This is a genomic window from Phenylobacterium terrae (assembly GCF_042681205.1).
In the GTDB taxonomy this organism is placed as follows: Bacteria; Pseudomonadota; Alphaproteobacteria; order Caulobacterales; family Caulobacteraceae; genus Phenylobacterium; species Phenylobacterium terrae.
Map to the genome: position 1 here is coordinate 2,544,740 of NZ_JBHUEY010000001.1, position 16,851 is coordinate 2,561,590.

Genomic DNA, 16,851 nt, shown 5'->3' on the forward strand with positions numbered 1-16,851 from the left:
CGCCGAGCGCCTCGGTCCCGCATCGTCAGCGCGCCTCCGCCGCCAGCAGCACACCCGCAGGCGAAACACGCATTAGCTGCCGACTGCGCGCTTTGCGTGTAACTGCCGATTAATCCCTCTCCGCGCATCGTCTCGAACGCGGCTGGCGCGGGTCTGCAGGGGGCGCAATGAGGCCAAGGGGCAAGGCCGTGCTCGAGGCGTTTGCGGGGCTGGGCTTGCTGCTCGTCTCCTGCGCCGCCGTCGTGCCGGCCGCCGCGCCGCGGGCGGACGCCGCTGCGGTCGTCGCCGTCTATCCCCCCTGGTGGGCCGCTGGTCGCACGCTGTCCGCCGCCGCGGCGGCCGGACCGGCCGAGCCCGGACCGGCCCCCTTCGCCGTGCGGGTCTATGGGCCTGCGCCGGCCGCCGCCGAGCGCCTGCGACCAACTGGCGCGATCTTCTTCCTGAACGCCGATTCGCCGCTCTGCACCGGGGGCCGAACATGACCTTCTTCTTCGAGGACATCGCCGCCCAGCGCCGCGCCGCCGGCGTGGTGGTCGGCGCCGCCGGCGCGCTGCTGGCTCTGGCCGCTCTGGCGAGCGCCGTGGTCGCGTCGACTCCGCTGGAGGCGGGGCTGGCCTCGCTGGGCGTCTGCGCAGGCATGCTGCTGCTGGCCCGCCGGACCTCCGAAAGCGCCATGACCCGGCGCCTCTGCGGCGTGGGCCTGATGGTCCAGGTCTCGCTGCTCGTCGGCGCCTGGAGCGGCGATCCCTGGCAGATCGACCTGCACATGACCTATTTCGCGGCGCTGGGCCTGCTGGCCATCTTCGCCGACTGGACGGTGATCCTGCTGGCGGCGGCCGCCGTCGCCCTGCACCACCTGACGCTGAGCTTCGTCCTGCCCTCGCTGGTGTTCTACGGGTCGGGCGATCTGTCCCGCGTCCTGCTGCATGCGGTGATACTCATCGTCGAAGCCGCTGCGCTCATCTGGTCGACGGCCAACAACGCCGTGATGACCTCACGGGTCAGCGCCCTCGTGGACGAGGCCGACGCCGCCGAACAGCTCCGCCAGGCGCAGGAGCAGGCGCTGGCCGCCGGCAAGGCCGAGGCGGACCTCCGCGAGGAGACCGAGCGGCGCCAGCGCGCGGCCGCGGAGGCGCACGCCGACGTGCTGGCCGCCATGCGCCAGGGCCTTCGCAACCTGGCCCAGGGCGACCTTCGCCAGCGAATCTCGCAGCCGTTCGCCGACGAGTACGAGCCGCTGCGCCTCGATTTCAACCAGGCGGTCGACCGGCTGCAGCACACCCTTTCGACCATACTCGGCGCCGCCTCCAAGCTGCTGGCGGGGGCCGACGCGGTGGCCCAGGCCTCGTCGGCCGTCGCCGGGGGCACCAAGGAGCAGGCGGCGAACCTGGAGAAGACGGCCGCAGCGCTCGGCCACATCGCCGCGGCCGTGAAGCGGACGGCGGACGGGGCGCACGAGGCCGCCGGGACGGCCGCCGCCGCCGCCGGCAAGGCGGAACGGTCAGGCCAGGTCGTGACCGAGGCGGTCGGGGCCATGGGCGAGATCCAGGCCTCCACCGATCAGATCGGCGCCATCTCCGGGGTCATCGACGAGATCGCGTTCCAGACTAACCTCCTGGCGCTGAACGCCGGGGTGGAGGCGGCCCGGGCGGGCGAGGCCGGGAAGGGCTTCGCCGTCGTCGCCTCGGAGGTCCGGGCCCTGGCACAGCGATCGGCCAGCGCGGCCAAGGAGATCAAGGAGCTCATCGGCCGCAGCGGCGCCCAGGTCGCCGGCGGCGTCGCGCAGGTGGAGCGCACGGGCGAGGCGCTGGGAGCCATCGTCGGCGAGGTCTCGCGGATCGATGGCCTGCTGACGGAGATCGCCGGGGCCACGCGCGAGCAGTCCAGCGGGCTCGACCAGATCAGCCGCGCCGTCAATGAGATGGACGGCACCATCCACCAGAACGCCGGCTCCCTGGCGGCGGTCGCCGCCTCGGCCGACCAGCTTCGCGCCGTGGCTTCGGAGCTGCACGAGGTCGTCACCACCTTCCGCCTGGCCGCGGGAGCGCAAGCCGAGCCCTCGGCCCGCAGCGCCGCCTGACGGCGCGCCCTAGTCTTTCACCACGCTGATCGAGCCGTTCCGCTCGATCCACACCGAGCGGACCTCGGCAAGGTCCTCGACGCCGGAGCAGCGCAGGGCCTCCTCAAGGTCGCGGCGGCCGATGCCGTGGCGGCGCAGGGCCTTCTCGTCGACCTCGCCGTCGGTCACCAGCCGCGCGGCGCTGCCCTTCAGGAACGGCCCCAGGGGGCGGATGCGGACCGCCAGGTGAGCCAGCGCCGCGTGCAGCAGGATCAGCGTCAGGCTGGCCGCCATCGTCGGCAGCAGCGGCGCGTTGCCGGTCAGGGCGCGCGACAGGTTCGAGCCGATCATGATCGAGACGATGATGTCCAGCGCGTCCCACTTGCCGAACGCGCGCTTGGAGGCGATCCGCACCAGGGCGACCCCGAAGGCGAAGACCACCACTGCGCGGGCCGACATCTGCAGCCAGGTCAGCTCCTCGCCGCTGCGGCCGAAGATGTCGGTGAGGGCGTCCATGGCGCGGCAACTGGAGGGGCGGCCGTCGGTTCCGCTTCCCGCCATCCGTCATGGACGGCTTCATGCCGGCCACCCATCCCGTGAGGAGCAGGCAGCCGCAACGGGGGACGGGAGCCTAGTGCCCCGACAGCTCGAGCCCCGGCGCGTCGGGCGCTCGCGAATCGCCGCCGTTCAGCGCCTTCTGCATCCAGACGATGTCGACCCAGCGGCCCAGCTTATAGCCGAAGCTCCGGCCGACGCCGGCGTCCTGGAAGCCCAGGGAGCGGTGCAGGCCGATGGAGCCGGCGTTCTGCGAATCGCCGATCACCGCCACCACCTGTCGCATGCCGGCGGCCTCGCAGGCGGCGAGGACAGCGCCCAGCACGGCCTTGCCGACCCCCCGGCCGATCGCCTCGGGGGCGACGTAGACGCTGTCCTCCACCGTGTAGCGGTAGGCCGCGCGGGCCCGGAACGGGGCGGCGTAGGCGAAGCCCAGCACCTGGCCGGCGTCTTCGGCGACCAGGTAGGGCAGGCCGCGCTCGACCACGGCGAGCCGCCGCCGCTCCATCTCCTCAGGGGAGGGCGGGACCTCCTCGAAGGTGCCGAAGCCGGTCAGCGCGTGATGGCCGTAGATGGCGGCCAGGGCCTCGGCGTCCGCCGGCCCCGCGGCGCGAACGATCATGGCTTCTCCCACCCCCGCTCCACCGCCCAGATGGCGAAAGCGTAGTCGAGGGCGATCTCCTTCAGGAAGTCGAACCGGCCCGAGGCGCCGCCGTGGCCGGCCTCCATGTTGATCTTGAGCAGGATCGGGGCCTCGCCGGCGGCGTGCTCGCGCAGCTTGGCGACCCACTTGGCCGGCTCCCAGTAGGTGACGCGCGGGTCCGACAGGCCGCCGGTGGCCAGGATCGGCGGATAGGCCTGCGCCTTCACCTGGTCGTAGGGGCTGTAGCTTTCGATCAGGTCGTAGGCGGCCGCATCGGTGATCGGATCGCCCCACTCGGGCCACTCCGGCGGGGTGAGCGGCAGGGAGGCGTCGCTGATGGTGTTCAGCACGTCCACGAAGGGCACCGCGGCGATGATCCCGCCCCACAGGTCCGGCCGCATGTTGACCACCGCGCCCATCAGCATCCCGCCGGCCGAGCCGCCGTAGGCGACGATCCTGCCCTTGGTCGCCAGGCCCTCGCCGATCAGGTGCTCGGCGCAGGCGATGAAGTCGGTGAAGGTGTTGGGCTTCTTCTCCCGCCGGCCGGCCAGGAACCAGCCCCAGCCCTTGTCGGAGCCGCCGCGGATGTGGGCTGTCGCCCAGATCCAGCCGCGGTCCACCAAGGAGAGGTTGCGGATCGAGAAGCTCGGCTCCATCGCATGGCCGTAGGAGCCGTAGCCGTAGAGCAGCACGGGCGCCGAGCCGTCGGTCGGGGTGTCCTTCCGCATCAGCAGGGTGATCGGCACCTCCTCGCCGTCCGCGGCGCGGGCGTACAGGCGCCGGGCCACGTACTGCGCGGGATCGTGGCCGGAGGGGATCTCCTGGGTCTTGCGCAGGGTCCGCTCGCGGGTGGCCATGTCGTAGTCGAACCACTGCCTGGGCGTGGTCGGCGACTGGTAGACGAAGCGGGTGAGGGTGGTCTCGTACTCGTAGCCGGTCTCGATCCCGAGGGCGTAGGCCTCCTCGTCGAAGGCGATCTCGTGCGCGCCGCCGGCCCGGTCCATGACCACGATCCGGTCGACGGCGTTGCGCCGCTCCAGCCGCACCAGATGGTTCGCATAGGCCGCAAAGCCGGTGATGTAGCGGCCAGGCTCGTGGGCGATCCAGTCGGTCCAGGTGGACTTGGCGGGCACCTCCGCCGTCGAGACGCAGAGCTTGAAGTCCACCGCCCCGTCGTCGTTGGTGCGGATCACCCAGCGGTCGGACCAGTGGTCGAGCTCGTACTTGACGCCCACCCGACGCGGCTCGGCGCAGATCGGGGCGGCGCAGGGGTCGGCGGCCGGGATCAGCCACAGCTCGGTGGTTTCCTGGTTGCCCACGTGGATGAGGATGTGGCTGTCGTCGGCGCTCGTCCCGACGCCCAGGAACATGCCCTCGTCCAGCTCCTCGTAGACCAGCACGTCCTCGCCGCCGCGGGCCGGCCGGCGGAAGACCTTGGAGGGCCGGGCGTTCTCGTCCCGCCAGATCCAGAACAGCCACTGGCTGTCCGGCGAGAAGGTGAAGTCGCCGTAGGCGCTCTCGATGGCCGCCGGCAGCACCTGGCCGGTGGCCGTGTCGGTCAGGCGGATGGTGTAGTACTCCGAGCCCTGCTCGTCGGCCGCCCAGGCGTAGAGGGCGTGGTCGCGGCTGTGGTGGGCGGCGCCCACATGGAAGTAGGCCTTGCCCTTGGCGGCCTCTTCCTCGTTCAGCAGGATCTGCTCGCCGTCGTCGCGCCCCCGCGGCCGGCGGGCGTGGATCGGATGTTCGGCGCCGACCTCGTAGCGGATGTAGTAGTCGAACGGGCCGTCCGGGGCCGGGACGGTGGCGTCGTCCTGTTTGATGCGGCCCTTCATCTCCTCGAAGATCTGGGCCTGCAGGGCTTCGGTCTTCGCCAGCATGGCGGCCGTGTAGGCGTTCTCCGCCTCCAGGTGGGCGCGGATGTCGGGACGCAGGGCCGAGGGGTCGCGCAGCACCTGCTGCCAGTTGTCGTCGCGCAGCCAGGCGTAGTCGTCGATGCGGGTGCGGCCCAGCTGCTCGATGCGGCGGGGCTCCTTGCGGGCGGTGGGAGGCGTGGGGAGGGGCATGGCCGCTATCTGCGCCGGGCGGCCCCGCCGCATCAAGCCAGCAGAGCGGTCAGGTCGGCCCAGCGGTACTCCACCGCCGGCAGCTGGAAGTCGCCGAAATCGTCGGTGTGCCGCCCGGTCAGCGTTCCGCCCAGGCTCTCGTAGAACATCCGTCCGGCCGGGCTGTCGCGCAGCACCGAGAGGGTCAGGCCCGTGTAGCCCATGGCCTGCAGGGCGCGGGCGGCCTCGGCCATCAGCCTGCGGCCCAGGCCCTGGTGCTGGGCGGTGACCAGGATGTTGATGGTGTGCAGTTCGCCATAGCCTTCCGGCGCCTCCAGCCGCGAGGGCCCCACCGTGCAGAAGCCGACCACGTGGCCGTCGCGGACCGCGACGAGCGTGCGGGTGGGATCTTCGGGATCGCCGAGCCGCTCGGCCCAGGCGCCGGTCCGCGCCTCGGGGGTCAGGCTGTGGAGATAGGCCTGCGGCATCACCCCCTGATAGGCCTCGCGCCAGACGGCGACGTGTACGCTCGCGATTTCGTGAGCGTCTTCGACTGTGGCGGGTCTGATCTCGATCACCGGCGTCTCCGCGATTTACTAACGGTTAGCAGCTTTGCGCGGCAAATGGGCGCTCACCGCCTCCGCTTGTTGCCGGGACTCGGCGGTTGTGATTCCTAGATTGCCAGTGCGGGGACAGGTTCCGAAGTAGGGGGGCGTTGTAGATGGTCTGGGATCTCTCGGTGGAGCTGATCCATGCGACCGTTCAGCTTGAACAGCCGTTGGGCGATGGCACGCGCACGGTCGGCACGGGCTTCCTCGTCAAGGCGCCGACCCCGGACGGCCGCCCTCGCACCATCCTCGTCACCGCCAACCACGTCTTCGCCAAGATGCCGGGCGCCAACGCCCGCATCGGCTACCGCTTCTCCAATTCCGACGGCAGCTGGAGCTACTCGCCCCAGACGCTGAAGATCCGCGAGCGCGGCGGCGAGGAACTGTGGACCAAGCACCCGGCGCGGGACGTCGCCGCCATCGAGATCACCGCCCCGCCGGAGTTCGCCAAGGCGGCCATCCCGGTGGACTGGCTGGCCAAGGACGACACCTTCTCGAAGAACGGCGTGGCGGCCGGCGACCAGATGATGGCCCTGGGCTTCCCGCGCGGCCTGGCCGCCAACCAGGCCGGCTTCCCGATCCTGCGCTCGGGCAAGGTCGCCTCCTATCCGGTGGCGCCGGCCAACGTGTTCCCGACCTTCCTGCTCGACTTCACCGTCTTCCCCGGCAACTCCGGCGGGCCGGTGTTCATGAGCGAGGGCGCGCGCCGCCGGCCGGGGTCGGTCGAGGCCCAGGAGGTGCAGTTCGTCGCCGGTCTGCTGACCCAGCAGGTCGAGCTCAACAACGAGCGGCTCGAGATCGGCATCGTCACCCACGCCAAGTACATCCGCGAGACCATCGCCCGGCTGGACGATCCCCTGGCCCCGGTGACCGTCGCACACGCCGACAACAGCACCGGCGCGCGCGCCGCCTCGGCCGAGGAAGCGGTCTCTCCGGACTGAGGCCATTCTCGACCCGCTCATCCCGGCGGAGGCCGGGACCCAGAATGGCGGGCGCAGAGGCGGGCTCCGTCGGGCGCTGAGCTCATCCATCTGATCCTGCGAACTGGATCTGGGTCCCGGCCTTCGCCGGGATGAGCGGCGTTTTGGGACCTCACACCCTCTCTCGCGCCCGCCTCACAATGTGAGGCGCGCTCTCACGCCCTTCTCGCAAAGTCATCGAGAAGGAGCCCGCGCCATGCTCGGCGTCACCGACTACATCCTGTTCGGCGCGTTCGCGCTGTTCGCCGCCATCGACTTCCTGGCCCCGGCCCGACCGCTCACCGCTGTTCGGCTGTGGCGGATCAAGGGCGTGCTGGCCGCGGGCGCCTACTGGGCCGTCGCCTTCTACTCGCCGTTCCTCTGGGCCGATCTGATGAGCCAGGCGCGCCTGGTCGACGGCTCCACCTGGCCGTTCTGGATCGCCGCGCCGGTCGCCCTGCTGGCCTACCAGCTGGGGATCTACACCTGGCACCGCACCCTGCACGGCTCGGATTTCCTGTGGCGGCATCTGCACCAGACCCACCACAGCGCCGAGCGGATCGACATCTGGGGGGCGCTGTACTTCCATCCGCTGGACGCCTTGGCCTTCACCTTCGTCGGCTCGTTCATGCTGACGGTGGTGCTGGGCGTCTCGCCCGAGGCGACGCTGTTCGCGTTCGGCGTCTCGACGGTCTGCGCGCTCTTCCAGCACTGCAATATCAGGACCCCGCGCTGGCTCGGCTACTTCGTCGCCCGGCCGGAGAGCCACGCCCTGCACCACGGCCGCGGCGTGCACCGCTTCAACTACGCCGACATCCCCGTCTGGGACCTGGTGTTCGGCACGTTCCGCAACCCCAAGGACTTCCCCGCCGCCAACGGCTTCTACGACGGCGCCTCGGAAGAGCTCGGGCGCCTGCTGATCGGCCGCGACGTGGCGGGCGGACCCCAGCCCGCGCGCGCCTGACGCTTACGGCGGCCGGCTGCGGCCGGCCGCCCCCTCATCCCCCGCAAATCGGAGAACTGACATGTCCCGCATCCTGCAAGACCGCCTGGCGCTCTCGACCGGCGTCACCCTCGCCTACGCCGCCAAGGGCGATCCGAAAGGCCTGCCGCTCGTGCTGCTGCACGGGATCACCGACTCCCACAGGAGCTTCGCGCCGCTGATGGCCGAGCTGCCGGACAGCATCCGGGCGATCGCCCTCACCGCCCGCGGCCACGGCGATTCCGACAAGCCGGAGGGCCGCTACGGGCTCGACCTGTTCGCCGCCGACGTGGCCGCGGCCCTCGACGCGCTTCAGCTGCCGTCGGCGGTGATCCTCGGCCACTCCATGGGCAGCATGGTCGCCCAACGGTTCGCCATCGACCACCCCGGCCGCGTCCGTGGCCTGGCGCTGGCCGGCGCCCTGTCGGTGCTGAAGGGCCTGGAGGAGGTCGAGGCCTTCTACCGCGAGGCCATCGCCCCGCTCACCGACCCGGTCCCGCGCGAACTGGCCGTGGAGTTCCAGCAGAGCACCCTGACCCACCCCGTTCCGCCGGCCTTCTTCGAAATGGTGGTGGGCGAGAGCCTGAAGGTCCCGGCCCGCGTCTGGCGCGAGGCCTTCAAGGGCCTGATCGAGGCCGATCTCGCCGCCGGGCTCTCCACCATCACGGCGCCGACGCGCCTCTTCTGGGGCGACCTCGACAAGTACGCGACGCGGCAGGCCCAGGATCTGCTTCTGGCCTCCGTCCGCGGGTCCGAGCTGGTGACCTTCGAGGGCTACGACCACGCCCTGCACTGGGAGGACCCGGCCCGCTTCGCCTGGGAGCTCAACGCCTTCCTTCAGACCCTCGCCATTCCCGCGTAACATCGATACCCAGGGAGACCCGCCATGACCCTGCCCAAGACGTCCGGCCCGCTGTTGCTCACCGACGGCGGCCTGGAGACCACGCTGATCTTCCAGGACGGCGTGGACCTGCCCCACTTCGCGGCCTTCGTCCTCTTGCGTACGCCCGAGGGGCGGCGCCGGCTCGAGGAGTACTACGCGCGCTACCTCGACATCGCCGCCCGCGACCGGGCCGGCTTCGTCCTGGAGACCCCGACCTGGCGGGCCAACCCCGACTGGGCCGAGCGGCTGGAGATCCCGCTGGATGAGCTGGAGGCGCTCAACCGGCGGTCCATCGCGATGATGCACGCGCTGAAGGACCGCTACGCCGACAAGGTCTCGCCGATCGTCGTCAGCGGATGCCTCGGTCCCCGCGGCGACGGCTACGATCCCGGCCAGGTGATGACCGACGCCGAGGCCCAGGCCTATCACGCCGGCCAGGTGCGGGCCTTCGCCGAGGCCGGCGCGGACGTGGTGAGCGCCATCACCATGACCAACGTCCCGGAGGCCGTGGGCATCGCCCGGGCCGCCAAGGCCCAAGGCGTCGCCTGCGTGATCTCCTTCACCCTGGAGACGGACGGCCGGCTGCCGACCGGCCAGGGCCTTGGCGAAGCGATCGCGGCGGTGGACGCGGCCACCGGCGGCTGGCCGGCCTACTACATGATCAACTGCGCCCACCCGTCCCACTTCGAGGGCGCCCTGGCCGAGGGCGGGGCCTGGCTCTCGCGGATCGGCGGCCTGCGCGCCAACGCCTCCAGGCGAAGCCACCAGGAGCTCAACGACTCGCCCGACCTCGACGACGGCGATCCCGAAGAGCTGGGCCGCGAGCACGCCGAGCTGCTGGCCAAGCACCCGCAGATCCGCGTGTTCGGCGGCTGCTGCGGCACCGACGAGCGGCACGTGGCGTGCATCAGCCGGGCCTGCCGGGAACTGGAGGCGGCGTAGGTGGAGGGGGGCCCTAGTCTCGCGCCAGCGGCAGCGTCACGTCGAACCGCGCGCCGGTCTCGCTTTCCACGTAGTCGATGCTCGCGTGGCTGGCGGAGAGCAGGGAGCGGGCGATGGAGAGGCCCAGGCCGGTGCCGCCCTGCGAGCGGCGGCTGGTGAAGAACGGCTCGAAGAGGCGGGTCCGGTCGGCCGTCGGGACGCCGGGCCCGTCGTCGCGGGCGCAGAGGACCAGGGCCTCGCCCTCGGCCCGGGCGGTGATCGTCAGACGCGACGCGCCGGCCTGGCGGCTGTTCTCCACCAGCGTGGTCAGCGCGGTCTCCAGCGCCGCCTCGGGCGCGGCGACGCGGGGCAGGGCGGGCGGAAGGTCGAGGACGACCTTGAATTCGGGCCCGGAACCGGCGTCGGCCACCCGGCGCAGGGTGGGCCCGGGATCGACGGCCACTCCCGCCTCCGGGCGGGCCATGTCGGCGCGGGCCAGGTCCAGCAGCCGGGTGACGAGCTGCGAGAGCCGGGCGACGTCCTGGGAGATGTTGTCCAGGAAGCGGCGGCGCTCGGCCGGGCTCATGCTCTCGCCGTGGTCCTCCAGCAGCTCGACGGCGCCGGCGATTCCGGCCAGCGGCGTCTTGAACTCGTGGCTGACGGCGGCGGCGAAGTCGCGCAGGTAGCGCGAGCGGCGGGCGATGGCCTCGCTCATCGCCCCGAAGTCCTCGTAGAGGGCGCGGATCTCGATGGCGGCGGTGGGCGGCGTCTCCGGGATCTCGCCCTGGCCGGCGGCGACCTTTCGCGAGGCCGCGCTCAGCGCCTCGATGGGGCGGGTGACGCCTCGCGAGACCAGGCCCGACAGCACCACCAGGGCGGCGAAGATCAACCCGATCCCGAGCCCGATCTTGATGCGGTCCTGGTAGATGCCGCGGAACAGCGCCCGCGGCGAGCGCGAGAGCAGCACCACGCCGGCGACCTGGCCGTTCACGACCACCGGCCGGGCGTGGTGGATCCGCAGCGCCGAGGCTCTGCTCAGCCACTCGAAGCGGTAGCGGGGCTCATAGTCCCCCCGCCTGCGCAGCACCGTCGCCGGCCGGCCGCCCAGCGCCGCCCGCACCTCCGGCAGGGCGGCGTAGCTTCCGCGCTCGCGCCCCAGCGCCACGCGGCCTTCGCCGTCGAGCAGGACGATGGCCGCCAGCGTGGTGCGGCCCGTCTCCCGCGCGATGGGCCACACGGCCCGCGCCGCGGACAGCGCCGCCGGGTCGGGCGCAGCGGACGGCGCGGCCGGCGGCCGCTCCGGCAGGATCGGGCTGATGGACAGATCGATGGCCGAAGGCTCGGGGCGGTACTCCTCGGGCCGCAGGGGCGGCAGCGGCGCCGGGTCGGCCCCGGGCCACAGCGCCTCGGCGGCGGCGGCCAGGGCGGCGCCCTGGGCCACCAGCTCGGCCTCGGTCTGGCGCACCAGGGTGTTCTCGTAGACCCTCAGGAAGATGGCCGAGAGGCCGGGCAGGGCGGCCACGAAGAACAGCACCAGGAACAGGATGGTCCGCAGCCGCAGGGCGGGCCAGTGCCGCTTGGCGAAGGCCTTCAGCCGCCGGATCATCCCTTGGCGCCGCTGCACGCCCCGAGCTGGTAGCCGACGCCGGCCCTCGTCTCGATGACGTCGTGCCCGCCCACGCCGGCGAACTTGCCGCGCAGGTTGCGCACGTGGCTGTCGACGGTGCGGTCGGTGATCGCGAACCCGGGGCCGTGCAGCCGGTCGATGATGGCGTCGCGGCTGAACACCTTGGCGGGGGTGGCGGCCAGCACCTTGAGGATCTCGAACTCGGTGACGGTCAGGGGCACGTCCGCGCCGTCCCACCGGGCGCGCCAGCCGTCGGTGTCCAGGGTGAGCCGGCCGCGCGTCAGGGCCGCCCCTTCGGCCTCGGAACCCGGCCTGGCCGCCGAGCGGCGCAGGATCGCGCCGACCCTCGCCACCACCTCCCGCGGGCTGAACGGCTTCACCACGTAGTCGTCGGCCCCGAGCTCGATGCCCAGCACCCGGTCGATCTCGTCGTCGCGGGAGGAGAGGAACAGGATCGGCAGCTCGCCCTGGGCCCGGATGCGCCGGCAGACCTCCAGCCCGTCCATCCGCGGCATGTTGATGTCCAGCACCACCAGGTCCGGCGGCTCGGTGGCGACGGAGGCGAGCGCCTGCTCGCCGTCCTCGGCTTCGCGGGTGGCGTGGCCGGCCTTGCCCAGGGCGAAGGCCAGCAGCTGGCGGATGTGGGGATCGTCGTCGACGATCAGGATCGAAGCGGGCATCGGGGCCATGTTCAGGGGCGCGGCTGCGAGGTCAACGGCTGGGGCGCCGCAGGCGCGGCCGGGACGCGGTCCGGCAGAAGGCGCCCGTCGCAGTCGCGGGGGCCGGGGAGGGGGCTGCGCGGCGAGGTCTGGGCGACCAGCGCCTCGGTCCGGGTGAGGCGACGCGCCCCGCGGAAGGTCCAGGCGCGCCAGCTCGACTGGTCGCGGGCCAGCGCTTCGAACGCCTCGTCGCGGGCCCAGGCGATGCGGTCGGCGAGCCCGGCCGGCAGCGGCCGCCGCTCGAGCTCGGCGAGCGAGACCAGCGCCGCCGGGCCGAGGCCGCGCAGGTAGCAGACGTCGAGCGCGGTCCCCCGGCCGCCGACCTCGCGGGCATGGCGCACGTTCCAGTGGGCGGCGACGGCGCCCAGGTCCACCAGGCTGCAGGCCGCGAGCACGGCGCCCAGCGCCGCGGCGTTGGTCCCGATCAGCCAGGCCGCGCTCTTGCCCCGCATCAGCCGCCAGCAGATCAGCGCCAGGCCGAGCGCCACCAGCCCCATCCAGATCAGGGCCGCGATTCGCAGGCGCGTGAGGGAGTAGGCCTCGATGTAGTCGAGGGTGCGCAGGGCCGTGGAGGCCACCAGGAAGATGTTCTGGACGATCCAGAGCACCACCAGCCGCCGGATAAGCGGCGCCTCGGCGGTGGGCGAGCCGGGCTGCAGCGCCACCAGCACGAACAGGCCGGCGAGCAGGGCGGTGGCGATCAGCGGATAGGCGCCGCGGTGGGCGTATTCCGCCAGCGTGACGCCCGCCGGCAGCGGGGCGCCGCTCCAGAGGAAGGCCAGATCCAGGCCGTTCTGCAGGGCGAAGAGGGCGTTGAAGACGAGCAGCGAGAGGGTGACCGAGGCGGCGCTGACGCCGGGCAGGGTCCCGAGGCCTTCCGGCAGCGGCAGCCACTTGCGCCGGGTCCGCGGCCGCAGGATCGCCCAGGCCGCGATCAGGCCGAGGATCCAGAACAGCGCGCGGGGCGCGTCGATCTCGGGCAGGCGCAGGTTCTCGACGGCGCTCTCGATCAGCGGGTTCGCCGCTGCGAACAGGCTCAGGAACATCGCTCCGCCGACGATCGGCAGGATCAGCACAAGCAGCACGTCGCGGATGCGCCGGCGTGGCCCGGCCCGCTTCCGCGCCTTCTCCAGCCGCACGAGGTCGAGCCAGGGGGCGAGCGGGCTGCAGATCCCCAGGAAGGCCAGCCGCTGGGCCCAGCGCCAGACATCGTCCGCGCGGCCGGCCCGGGGCGCGAGCACGGCGACGCAGAGGCAGGTCCAGAAGAGGAGAAGGCCGACCAAGGTCGGGCGCTCCACCTGAACCAGGGCGAATGCGCAGGCGGCCAGGAGCGCTGCGAGCGCCAGTCGGTTCCGCCCCAGCGCCGGCTGCAGCGCCAGGGCGGTGAGCGGAAAGGCGAGGGCCGCCAGGCCCAGGGTCCAGCCGATCTCGTGGTCGAAGAGCATGAGGTCCGCGAGGCCCACCAGGCCCGCGGCGGCGGCGGGCTTGAACAGGAAGCTGTACGGCGCAGGACGGGGCATTCGGCTCTCCTCGATCCAGCCGACCCTGCAGGGCGGGCGTCGAGGCGGCGCCATGCGCGCGTCACAGAGGCCGAGCCGTTGCGGTGCAGATTCGGTGCAGCCGCTCCACCTCAGGCTGCTGACACAAGGTGTCAGCAGCACCCGCCTAGGGTGTCCTCCAGCACCTGGAGGGGCCGATGGCCAACACTCGATCGCCGAGCGAAACCGTCGCCAGCGGGGCGGATCTCAGAGGGATCTACAAGCCGCCCTCGCGCGGGGCGGTCGCCAAGGAGATCCCGCGGCTCGACCGGCACTGCCGGCGCTTCATCGAGCTCTCTCCCTTCCTGTGCCTCGGCACCATGGGGCCGGACAGCCGCGCCGACGTCTCGCCCAGGGGCGGCGAACCCGGCTTCGTCCACGTGATCGACGAGACGCACATCGCCATTCCGGACCGGCCCGGGAACAACCGCCTCGACAGCTTCACCAACCTCCTCCACGACCCTGGCGTGGCGCTGCTCTTCCTGGTGCCGGGCTTCGAGGACGTGCTGCGGGTGAACGGGCTTGGCCGAGTCACCACCGACCCAGAGTTGATGGCCCGGTTCACGGCGGACGGAAAGCCGCCGAGGACCGTGCTGGTCGTCGAAGTGCGCGAGGCGCAGCTCCACTGCGGCAAGGCCGTGCGGCGGGCCGGCCTGTGGGATCCTGCGGCGCAGCTGGACCGGGCCTCGACCTTCCCGAACACGGGCGAGGTTCTGCGCGATCAGTTGAACCTCGACATGGAGGCGAGGATCATCGACGAGGCGGTCGAGAAGGACGCGCGGGAGAACCTCTACTGATCTCCTGGCGGGGGCTGCGCCTTGCCGCCGCGGCGGGTTGGGCTAGCCTTGGCCATGGCCGAGCTGCAGCTGCTCAAACCCGACCTGTCGATGCTGGACAGCTATCGCGACGCGCTCGAGCGCGGCTGGTCGCCGGACAACCTCATGGGCGCGGCCGCAGCCAAGCGGGAGCTCGCACGCATCGCCGAGGATCCGGCGGCCTTCGTCGCCAGCCTCGACGATCCGGAGGGGAAGGGTGCGCCCATCCGCCTGCCGGACGGCTCGGAGGTCCCGAAGTTGCCGGGCTTCCGACGCTGGCTGTGGGACGGGGCGTTCGCGGGCTCGTTCGGCTTCCGCTGGCGGCCGGGGACCAGCGACCTGCCGGACCACGTGCCCGGTCACATCGGCTATTCCATCCCGTCCTGGAAGGCCGGGCGCGGCTACGCCACGAAAGGGCTGGCGCTGCTGCTGCCCATGTGCCGGGCCGTGGGCCTGGCCTACGTCGAACTCACCACCGAGATGGACAGCATCCCCTCGCAGCAGGTGATCCTCAACAACGGCGGCGTCCTCGTCGGTCCCTATCAGAAGGCCGCGGCCCTCCACGGCGGCGAGGCGCTGAAGTTCCGCATCGACCTCTAGAGCGCCGGCCGCCCCCTTGACGGTCGAGCTTGGCCCCCCATCTCGGCTCGGTCGCCATGGAGGGACGCGCCGCGTGGATCCGATCATCTCCATCAAGGGCCTGACCAAGACCTACGCAGGCGGGTTCCAGGCGCTGAAGGGCGTCGACCTGGACATCCGCCGCGGCGAGATCTTCGCGCTGCTGGGGCCGAACGGGGCGGGAAAGACGACGCTGATCAGCATCGTCTGCGGGATCGTGACCCCCAGCGGCGGGCAGGTGCTGGCCGACGGCCACGACATCCAGAAGGCGTTCCGCGCCGCCCGGGCCGCCATCGGCCTCGTGCCGCAGGAACTCTCCACCGACATGTTCGAGACGGTGTGGGACACCGTCCGCTTCAGCCGCGGCCTGTTCGGCAAGGCGCGGAACGACGCCTATGTGGAAAAGGTGCTCCGCGACCTGTCCCTGTGGGACAAGAAGGACACCAAGATCATGGCCCTCTCCGGGGGCATGAAGCGCCGGGTGCTGATCGCCAAGGCGCTGTCGCACGAGCCCAAGATCCTGTTCCTCGACGAGCCCACCGCGGGGGTGGACGTCGAGCTGCGGCGCGAGATGTGGGAGATGGTCCGCGGCCTGCGCGAAGGCGGGGTGACCATCATCCTGACCACCCACTACATCGAGGAAGCCGAGGAGATGGCCGACCGGATCGGGGTCATCAACAACGGCGAGCTGATCGTGGTGGAGGAGAAGACCGAGCTGATGCGCAAGCTCGGCAAGCGCCAGCTCATCCTGCACCTGCAGAGCCCCCTGAACACCGTGCCGGCCGAACTGTCCGACGCGCCGCTGGAGCTGTCGGAGGACGGGACGGAGCTCACCTTCACCTTCGACGTCCAGAGCCAGGACACCGGCATCGCCGAGCTGCTGCGCCGGCTCACCGACCGCGGCATCGACTTCAAGGACCTGCAGACCAAGGAGAGCTCGCTGGAGGAGATCTTCGTCAACCTGGTGAGGAGCGGCCGATGAACGTCCACGCCATCAAGGCCATCTACGTCTTCGAGATGAGCCGCACCTTCCGCACGGTGATGCAGTCCATCGCCTCGCCGGTGATCGCCACCTCGCTCTACTTCATCGTGTTCGGCTCGGCGATCGGCTCGCGGATGACGCAGATCGACGGCATCAGCTACGGCGCCTTCATCGTGCCGGGCCTGATCATGCTCTCCATCCTGACGGAGAGCATCTCCAACGCCTCGTTCGGCATCTACATGCCGAGGTTCTCGGGGACCATCTACGAGGTGCTGTCGGCGCCCATCTCGTTCGTCGAGATCGTGGCCGGCTACGTCGGGGCCGCGGCGACCAAGTCGGTGATCCTGGGGACCATCATGCTGGCGACGGCCCGCCTCTTCGTGCCGTTCGAGATCGAGCACCCGCTGCTGATGGCGCTGATCCTGGTGCTGATCTCGGTGACCTTCAGCCTGTTCGGGTTCGTGATCGGGATCTGGGCCGACGGCTTCGAGAGGCTGCAGATCGTGCCGATGCTGATCGTCACGCCGCTGACGTTCCTGGGCGGCAGCTTCTATTCCATCGACATGTTGCCGGAGTTCTGGCGGCAGGTGACCCTGTTCAACCCGGTGGTCTATCTGGTCTCGGCCTTCCGCTGGGCCTTCTACGGCGTCTCGGACGTGGATGTGGGCCTCAGCCTGGGCATGACCGTGATGTTCATGGGCCTGTGCCTGGCGGCGATCTGGTGGATCTTCCGCACGGGCTACCGGCTGAAGGCCTAGAGGATCGTCAGCAGGGCCAGCGTCAGGCCGAAGACGGCGACGGCGAAGAACAGCCCGCCGACCAGGCCGACGCGGCTTTCGCGGCGCGGCGGCGGCTGCGGTTCGGTCTCGGCGTAGCGGACGGCGATGGCCATGGCGCTGT

Annotated in this window: 18 protein-coding genes; 10 read left to right on the forward strand and 8 right to left on the reverse strand. The window is 71.5% G+C overall.

Going from position 1 to position 16,851, the window contains the following annotated elements; translation table 11 throughout:
* The first annotated feature begins 188 nt into the window (after positions 1–188).
* Together ACFSC0_RS12755 and ACFSC0_RS12760 are read left to right on the forward strand one after the other, a co-directional pair.
* Entirely contained in the window at positions 189–482 is a 294-nt protein-coding gene (locus ACFSC0_RS12755) for a hypothetical protein (RefSeq protein ID WP_377355155.1), read from the forward strand.
* Positions 479–2,080: a methyl-accepting chemotaxis protein gene (locus ACFSC0_RS12760; protein WP_377283779.1), complete on the forward strand. Its 1,602-nt coding sequence runs from the start codon at positions 479–481 to the stop codon at positions 2,078–2,080. Before ACFSC0_RS12755 ends, ACFSC0_RS12760 begins: the two co-directional genes overlap by 4 nt.
* 9 nt (positions 2,081–2,089) lie before the next feature.
* On the opposite strand, the gene ACFSC0_RS12765 is transcribed toward ACFSC0_RS12760, so the two are convergent.
* The 4 genes from ACFSC0_RS12765 to ACFSC0_RS12780 form a co-directional block, all read right to left on the reverse strand.
* Positions 2,090–2,575, reverse strand: coding sequence for a DUF421 domain-containing protein (locus tag ACFSC0_RS12765; protein ID WP_377283778.1), 486 nt, complete (start codon positions 2,573–2,575; stop codon positions 2,090–2,092).
* A 115-nt stretch (positions 2,576–2,690) separates the two neighbouring features.
* Positions 2,691–3,236, reverse strand: coding sequence for a GNAT family N-acetyltransferase (locus tag ACFSC0_RS12770; protein WP_377283777.1), 546 nt, complete (start codon positions 3,234–3,236; stop codon positions 2,691–2,693).
* Complete coding sequence (locus ACFSC0_RS12775; protein WP_377283776.1) at positions 3,233–5,320, reverse strand: S9 family peptidase; 2,088 nt, start codon at positions 5,318–5,320, stop codon at positions 3,233–3,235. Before ACFSC0_RS12775 ends, ACFSC0_RS12770 begins: the two co-directional genes overlap by 4 nt.
* A gap of 32 nt (positions 5,321–5,352) precedes the next feature.
* On the reverse strand, positions 5,353–5,877 hold the full coding sequence (locus tag ACFSC0_RS12780) for a GNAT family N-acetyltransferase (RefSeq protein ID WP_377283775.1): 525 nt from the start codon (positions 5,875–5,877) through the stop codon (positions 5,353–5,355).
* Positions 5,878–6,020: 143 nt separating this feature from the next.
* Here ACFSC0_RS12780 and ACFSC0_RS12785 point away from each other — a divergent pair, with 143 nt between their 5' ends.
* From ACFSC0_RS12785 to ACFSC0_RS12800, 4 genes are all read left to right on the forward strand, one after another.
* Positions 6,021–6,848 carry a S1 family peptidase gene (locus tag ACFSC0_RS12785; RefSeq protein WP_377283774.1) on the forward strand — a complete coding sequence of 276 codons (828 nt, stop codon included), beginning with the start codon at positions 6,021–6,023 and terminating at the stop codon, positions 6,846–6,848.
* Between the two features lie 235 nt (positions 6,849–7,083).
* A complete protein-coding gene (locus ACFSC0_RS12790; protein ID WP_377283773.1) occupies positions 7,084–7,830 on the forward strand; it encodes a sterol desaturase family protein in 747 nt (248 codons plus the stop codon).
* Between the two features lie 61 nt (positions 7,831–7,891).
* Positions 7,892–8,710, forward strand: coding sequence for an alpha/beta fold hydrolase (locus ACFSC0_RS12795; RefSeq protein ID WP_377283772.1), 819 nt, complete (start codon positions 7,892–7,894; stop codon positions 8,708–8,710).
* A gap of 24 nt (positions 8,711–8,734) precedes the next feature.
* Positions 8,735–9,673 (forward strand): homocysteine S-methyltransferase family protein, encoded by a 939-nt coding sequence (locus ACFSC0_RS12800; RefSeq protein WP_377283771.1) that lies wholly within the window; start codon positions 8,735–8,737, stop codon positions 9,671–9,673.
* Positions 9,674–9,686: 13 nt separating this feature from the next.
* Here ACFSC0_RS12800 and ACFSC0_RS12805 read toward each other — a convergent pair whose 3' ends face one another.
* Genes ACFSC0_RS12805 through ACFSC0_RS12815 form a run of 3 tightly spaced genes read right to left on the reverse strand, consistent with a single transcriptional unit; the run spans position 9,687 to position 13,518 of the window.
* A complete protein-coding gene (locus ACFSC0_RS12805) occupies positions 9,687–11,276 on the reverse strand; it encodes a sensor histidine kinase (protein ID WP_377355156.1) in 1,590 nt (529 codons plus the stop codon).
* A complete protein-coding gene (locus ACFSC0_RS12810; RefSeq protein WP_377283769.1) occupies positions 11,255–11,959 on the reverse strand; it encodes a response regulator transcription factor in 705 nt (234 codons plus the stop codon). The genes ACFSC0_RS12805 and ACFSC0_RS12810 overlap by 22 nt, the downstream gene beginning before the upstream one ends.
* Positions 11,960–11,970: 11 nt before the next feature.
* Positions 11,971–13,518, reverse strand: a complete 1,548-nt coding sequence (locus ACFSC0_RS12815; protein ID WP_377283768.1) for a DUF4153 domain-containing protein — start codon at positions 13,516–13,518, stop codon at positions 11,971–11,973.
* A 176-nt stretch (positions 13,519–13,694) separates the two neighbouring features.
* Here ACFSC0_RS12815 and ACFSC0_RS12820 point away from each other — a divergent pair, with 176 nt between their 5' ends.
* The 4 genes from ACFSC0_RS12820 (at position 13,695) to ACFSC0_RS12835 (ending at position 16,709) form a co-directional block, all read left to right on the forward strand.
* A complete protein-coding gene (locus ACFSC0_RS12820; protein WP_377283767.1) occupies positions 13,695–14,333 on the forward strand; it encodes a pyridoxamine 5'-phosphate oxidase family protein in 639 nt (212 codons plus the stop codon).
* A gap of 54 nt (positions 14,334–14,387) precedes the next feature.
* Complete coding sequence (locus tag ACFSC0_RS12825; RefSeq protein ID WP_377283766.1) at positions 14,388–14,951, forward strand: GNAT family N-acetyltransferase; 564 nt, start codon at positions 14,388–14,390, stop codon at positions 14,949–14,951.
* Positions 14,952–15,024: 73 nt separating this feature from the next.
* Complete coding sequence (locus ACFSC0_RS12830) at positions 15,025–15,951, forward strand: ABC transporter ATP-binding protein (RefSeq protein ID WP_377283765.1); 927 nt, start codon at positions 15,025–15,027, stop codon at positions 15,949–15,951.
* Complete coding sequence (locus ACFSC0_RS12835; protein ID WP_377283764.1) at positions 15,948–16,709, forward strand: ABC transporter permease; 762 nt, start codon at positions 15,948–15,950, stop codon at positions 16,707–16,709. The genes ACFSC0_RS12830 and ACFSC0_RS12835 overlap by 4 nt, the downstream gene beginning before the upstream one ends.
* Here the strand turns inward: ACFSC0_RS12835 and ACFSC0_RS12840 are convergent.
* Positions 16,706–16,843, reverse strand: a complete 138-nt coding sequence (locus ACFSC0_RS12840; protein WP_377283763.1) for a hypothetical protein — start codon at positions 16,841–16,843, stop codon at positions 16,706–16,708. The two genes, ACFSC0_RS12835 and ACFSC0_RS12840, sit on opposite strands and share 4 nt — an antisense overlap.
* Between the last annotated feature and the right edge of the window lie 8 nt (positions 16,844–16,851).

Excerpts from the sequence above, each read along its gene's own strand:
- ACFSC0_RS12765 (WP_377283778.1), bottom strand. The coding sequence starts at position 2,575 with ATGGACGCCCTCACCGACATCTTCGGCCGCAGCGGCGAGGAGCTGACC.
- ACFSC0_RS12840 (WP_377283763.1), bottom strand. The coding sequence starts at position 16,843 with ATGGCCATCGCCGTCCGCTACGCCGAGACCGAACCGCAGCCGCCGCCG.
- ACFSC0_RS12810 (WP_377283769.1), bottom strand. The coding sequence starts at position 11,959 with ATGCCCGCTTCGATCCTGATCGTCGACGACGATCCCCACATCCGCCAG.
- ACFSC0_RS12785 (WP_377283774.1), top strand. The coding sequence starts at position 6,021 with ATGGTCTGGGATCTCTCGGTGGAGCTGATCCATGCGACCGTTCAGCTT.
- ACFSC0_RS12775 (WP_377283776.1), bottom strand. The coding sequence starts at position 5,320 with ATGCCCCTCCCCACGCCTCCCACCGCCCGCAAGGAGCCCCGCCGCATC.
- ACFSC0_RS12800 (WP_377283771.1), top strand. The coding sequence starts at position 8,735 with ATGACCCTGCCCAAGACGTCCGGCCCGCTGTTGCTCACCGACGGCGGC.
- ACFSC0_RS12820 (WP_377283767.1), top strand. The coding sequence starts at position 13,695 with ATGGCCAACACTCGATCGCCGAGCGAAACCGTCGCCAGCGGGGCGGAT.
- ACFSC0_RS12790 (WP_377283773.1), top strand. The coding sequence starts at position 7,084 with ATGCTCGGCGTCACCGACTACATCCTGTTCGGCGCGTTCGCGCTGTTC.
- ACFSC0_RS12835 (WP_377283764.1), top strand. The coding sequence starts at position 15,948 with ATGAACGTCCACGCCATCAAGGCCATCTACGTCTTCGAGATGAGCCGC.
- ACFSC0_RS12795 (WP_377283772.1), top strand. The coding sequence starts at position 7,892 with ATGTCCCGCATCCTGCAAGACCGCCTGGCGCTCTCGACCGGCGTCACC.
- ACFSC0_RS12770 (WP_377283777.1), bottom strand. The coding sequence starts at position 3,236 with ATGATCGTTCGCGCCGCGGGGCCGGCGGACGCCGAGGCCCTGGCCGCC.
- ACFSC0_RS12815 (WP_377283768.1), bottom strand. The coding sequence starts at position 13,518 with ATGCCCCGTCCTGCGCCGTACAGCTTCCTGTTCAAGCCCGCCGCCGCC.
- ACFSC0_RS12760 (WP_377283779.1), top strand. The coding sequence starts at position 479 with ATGACCTTCTTCTTCGAGGACATCGCCGCCCAGCGCCGCGCCGCCGGC.
- ACFSC0_RS12825 (WP_377283766.1), top strand. The coding sequence starts at position 14,388 with ATGGCCGAGCTGCAGCTGCTCAAACCCGACCTGTCGATGCTGGACAGC.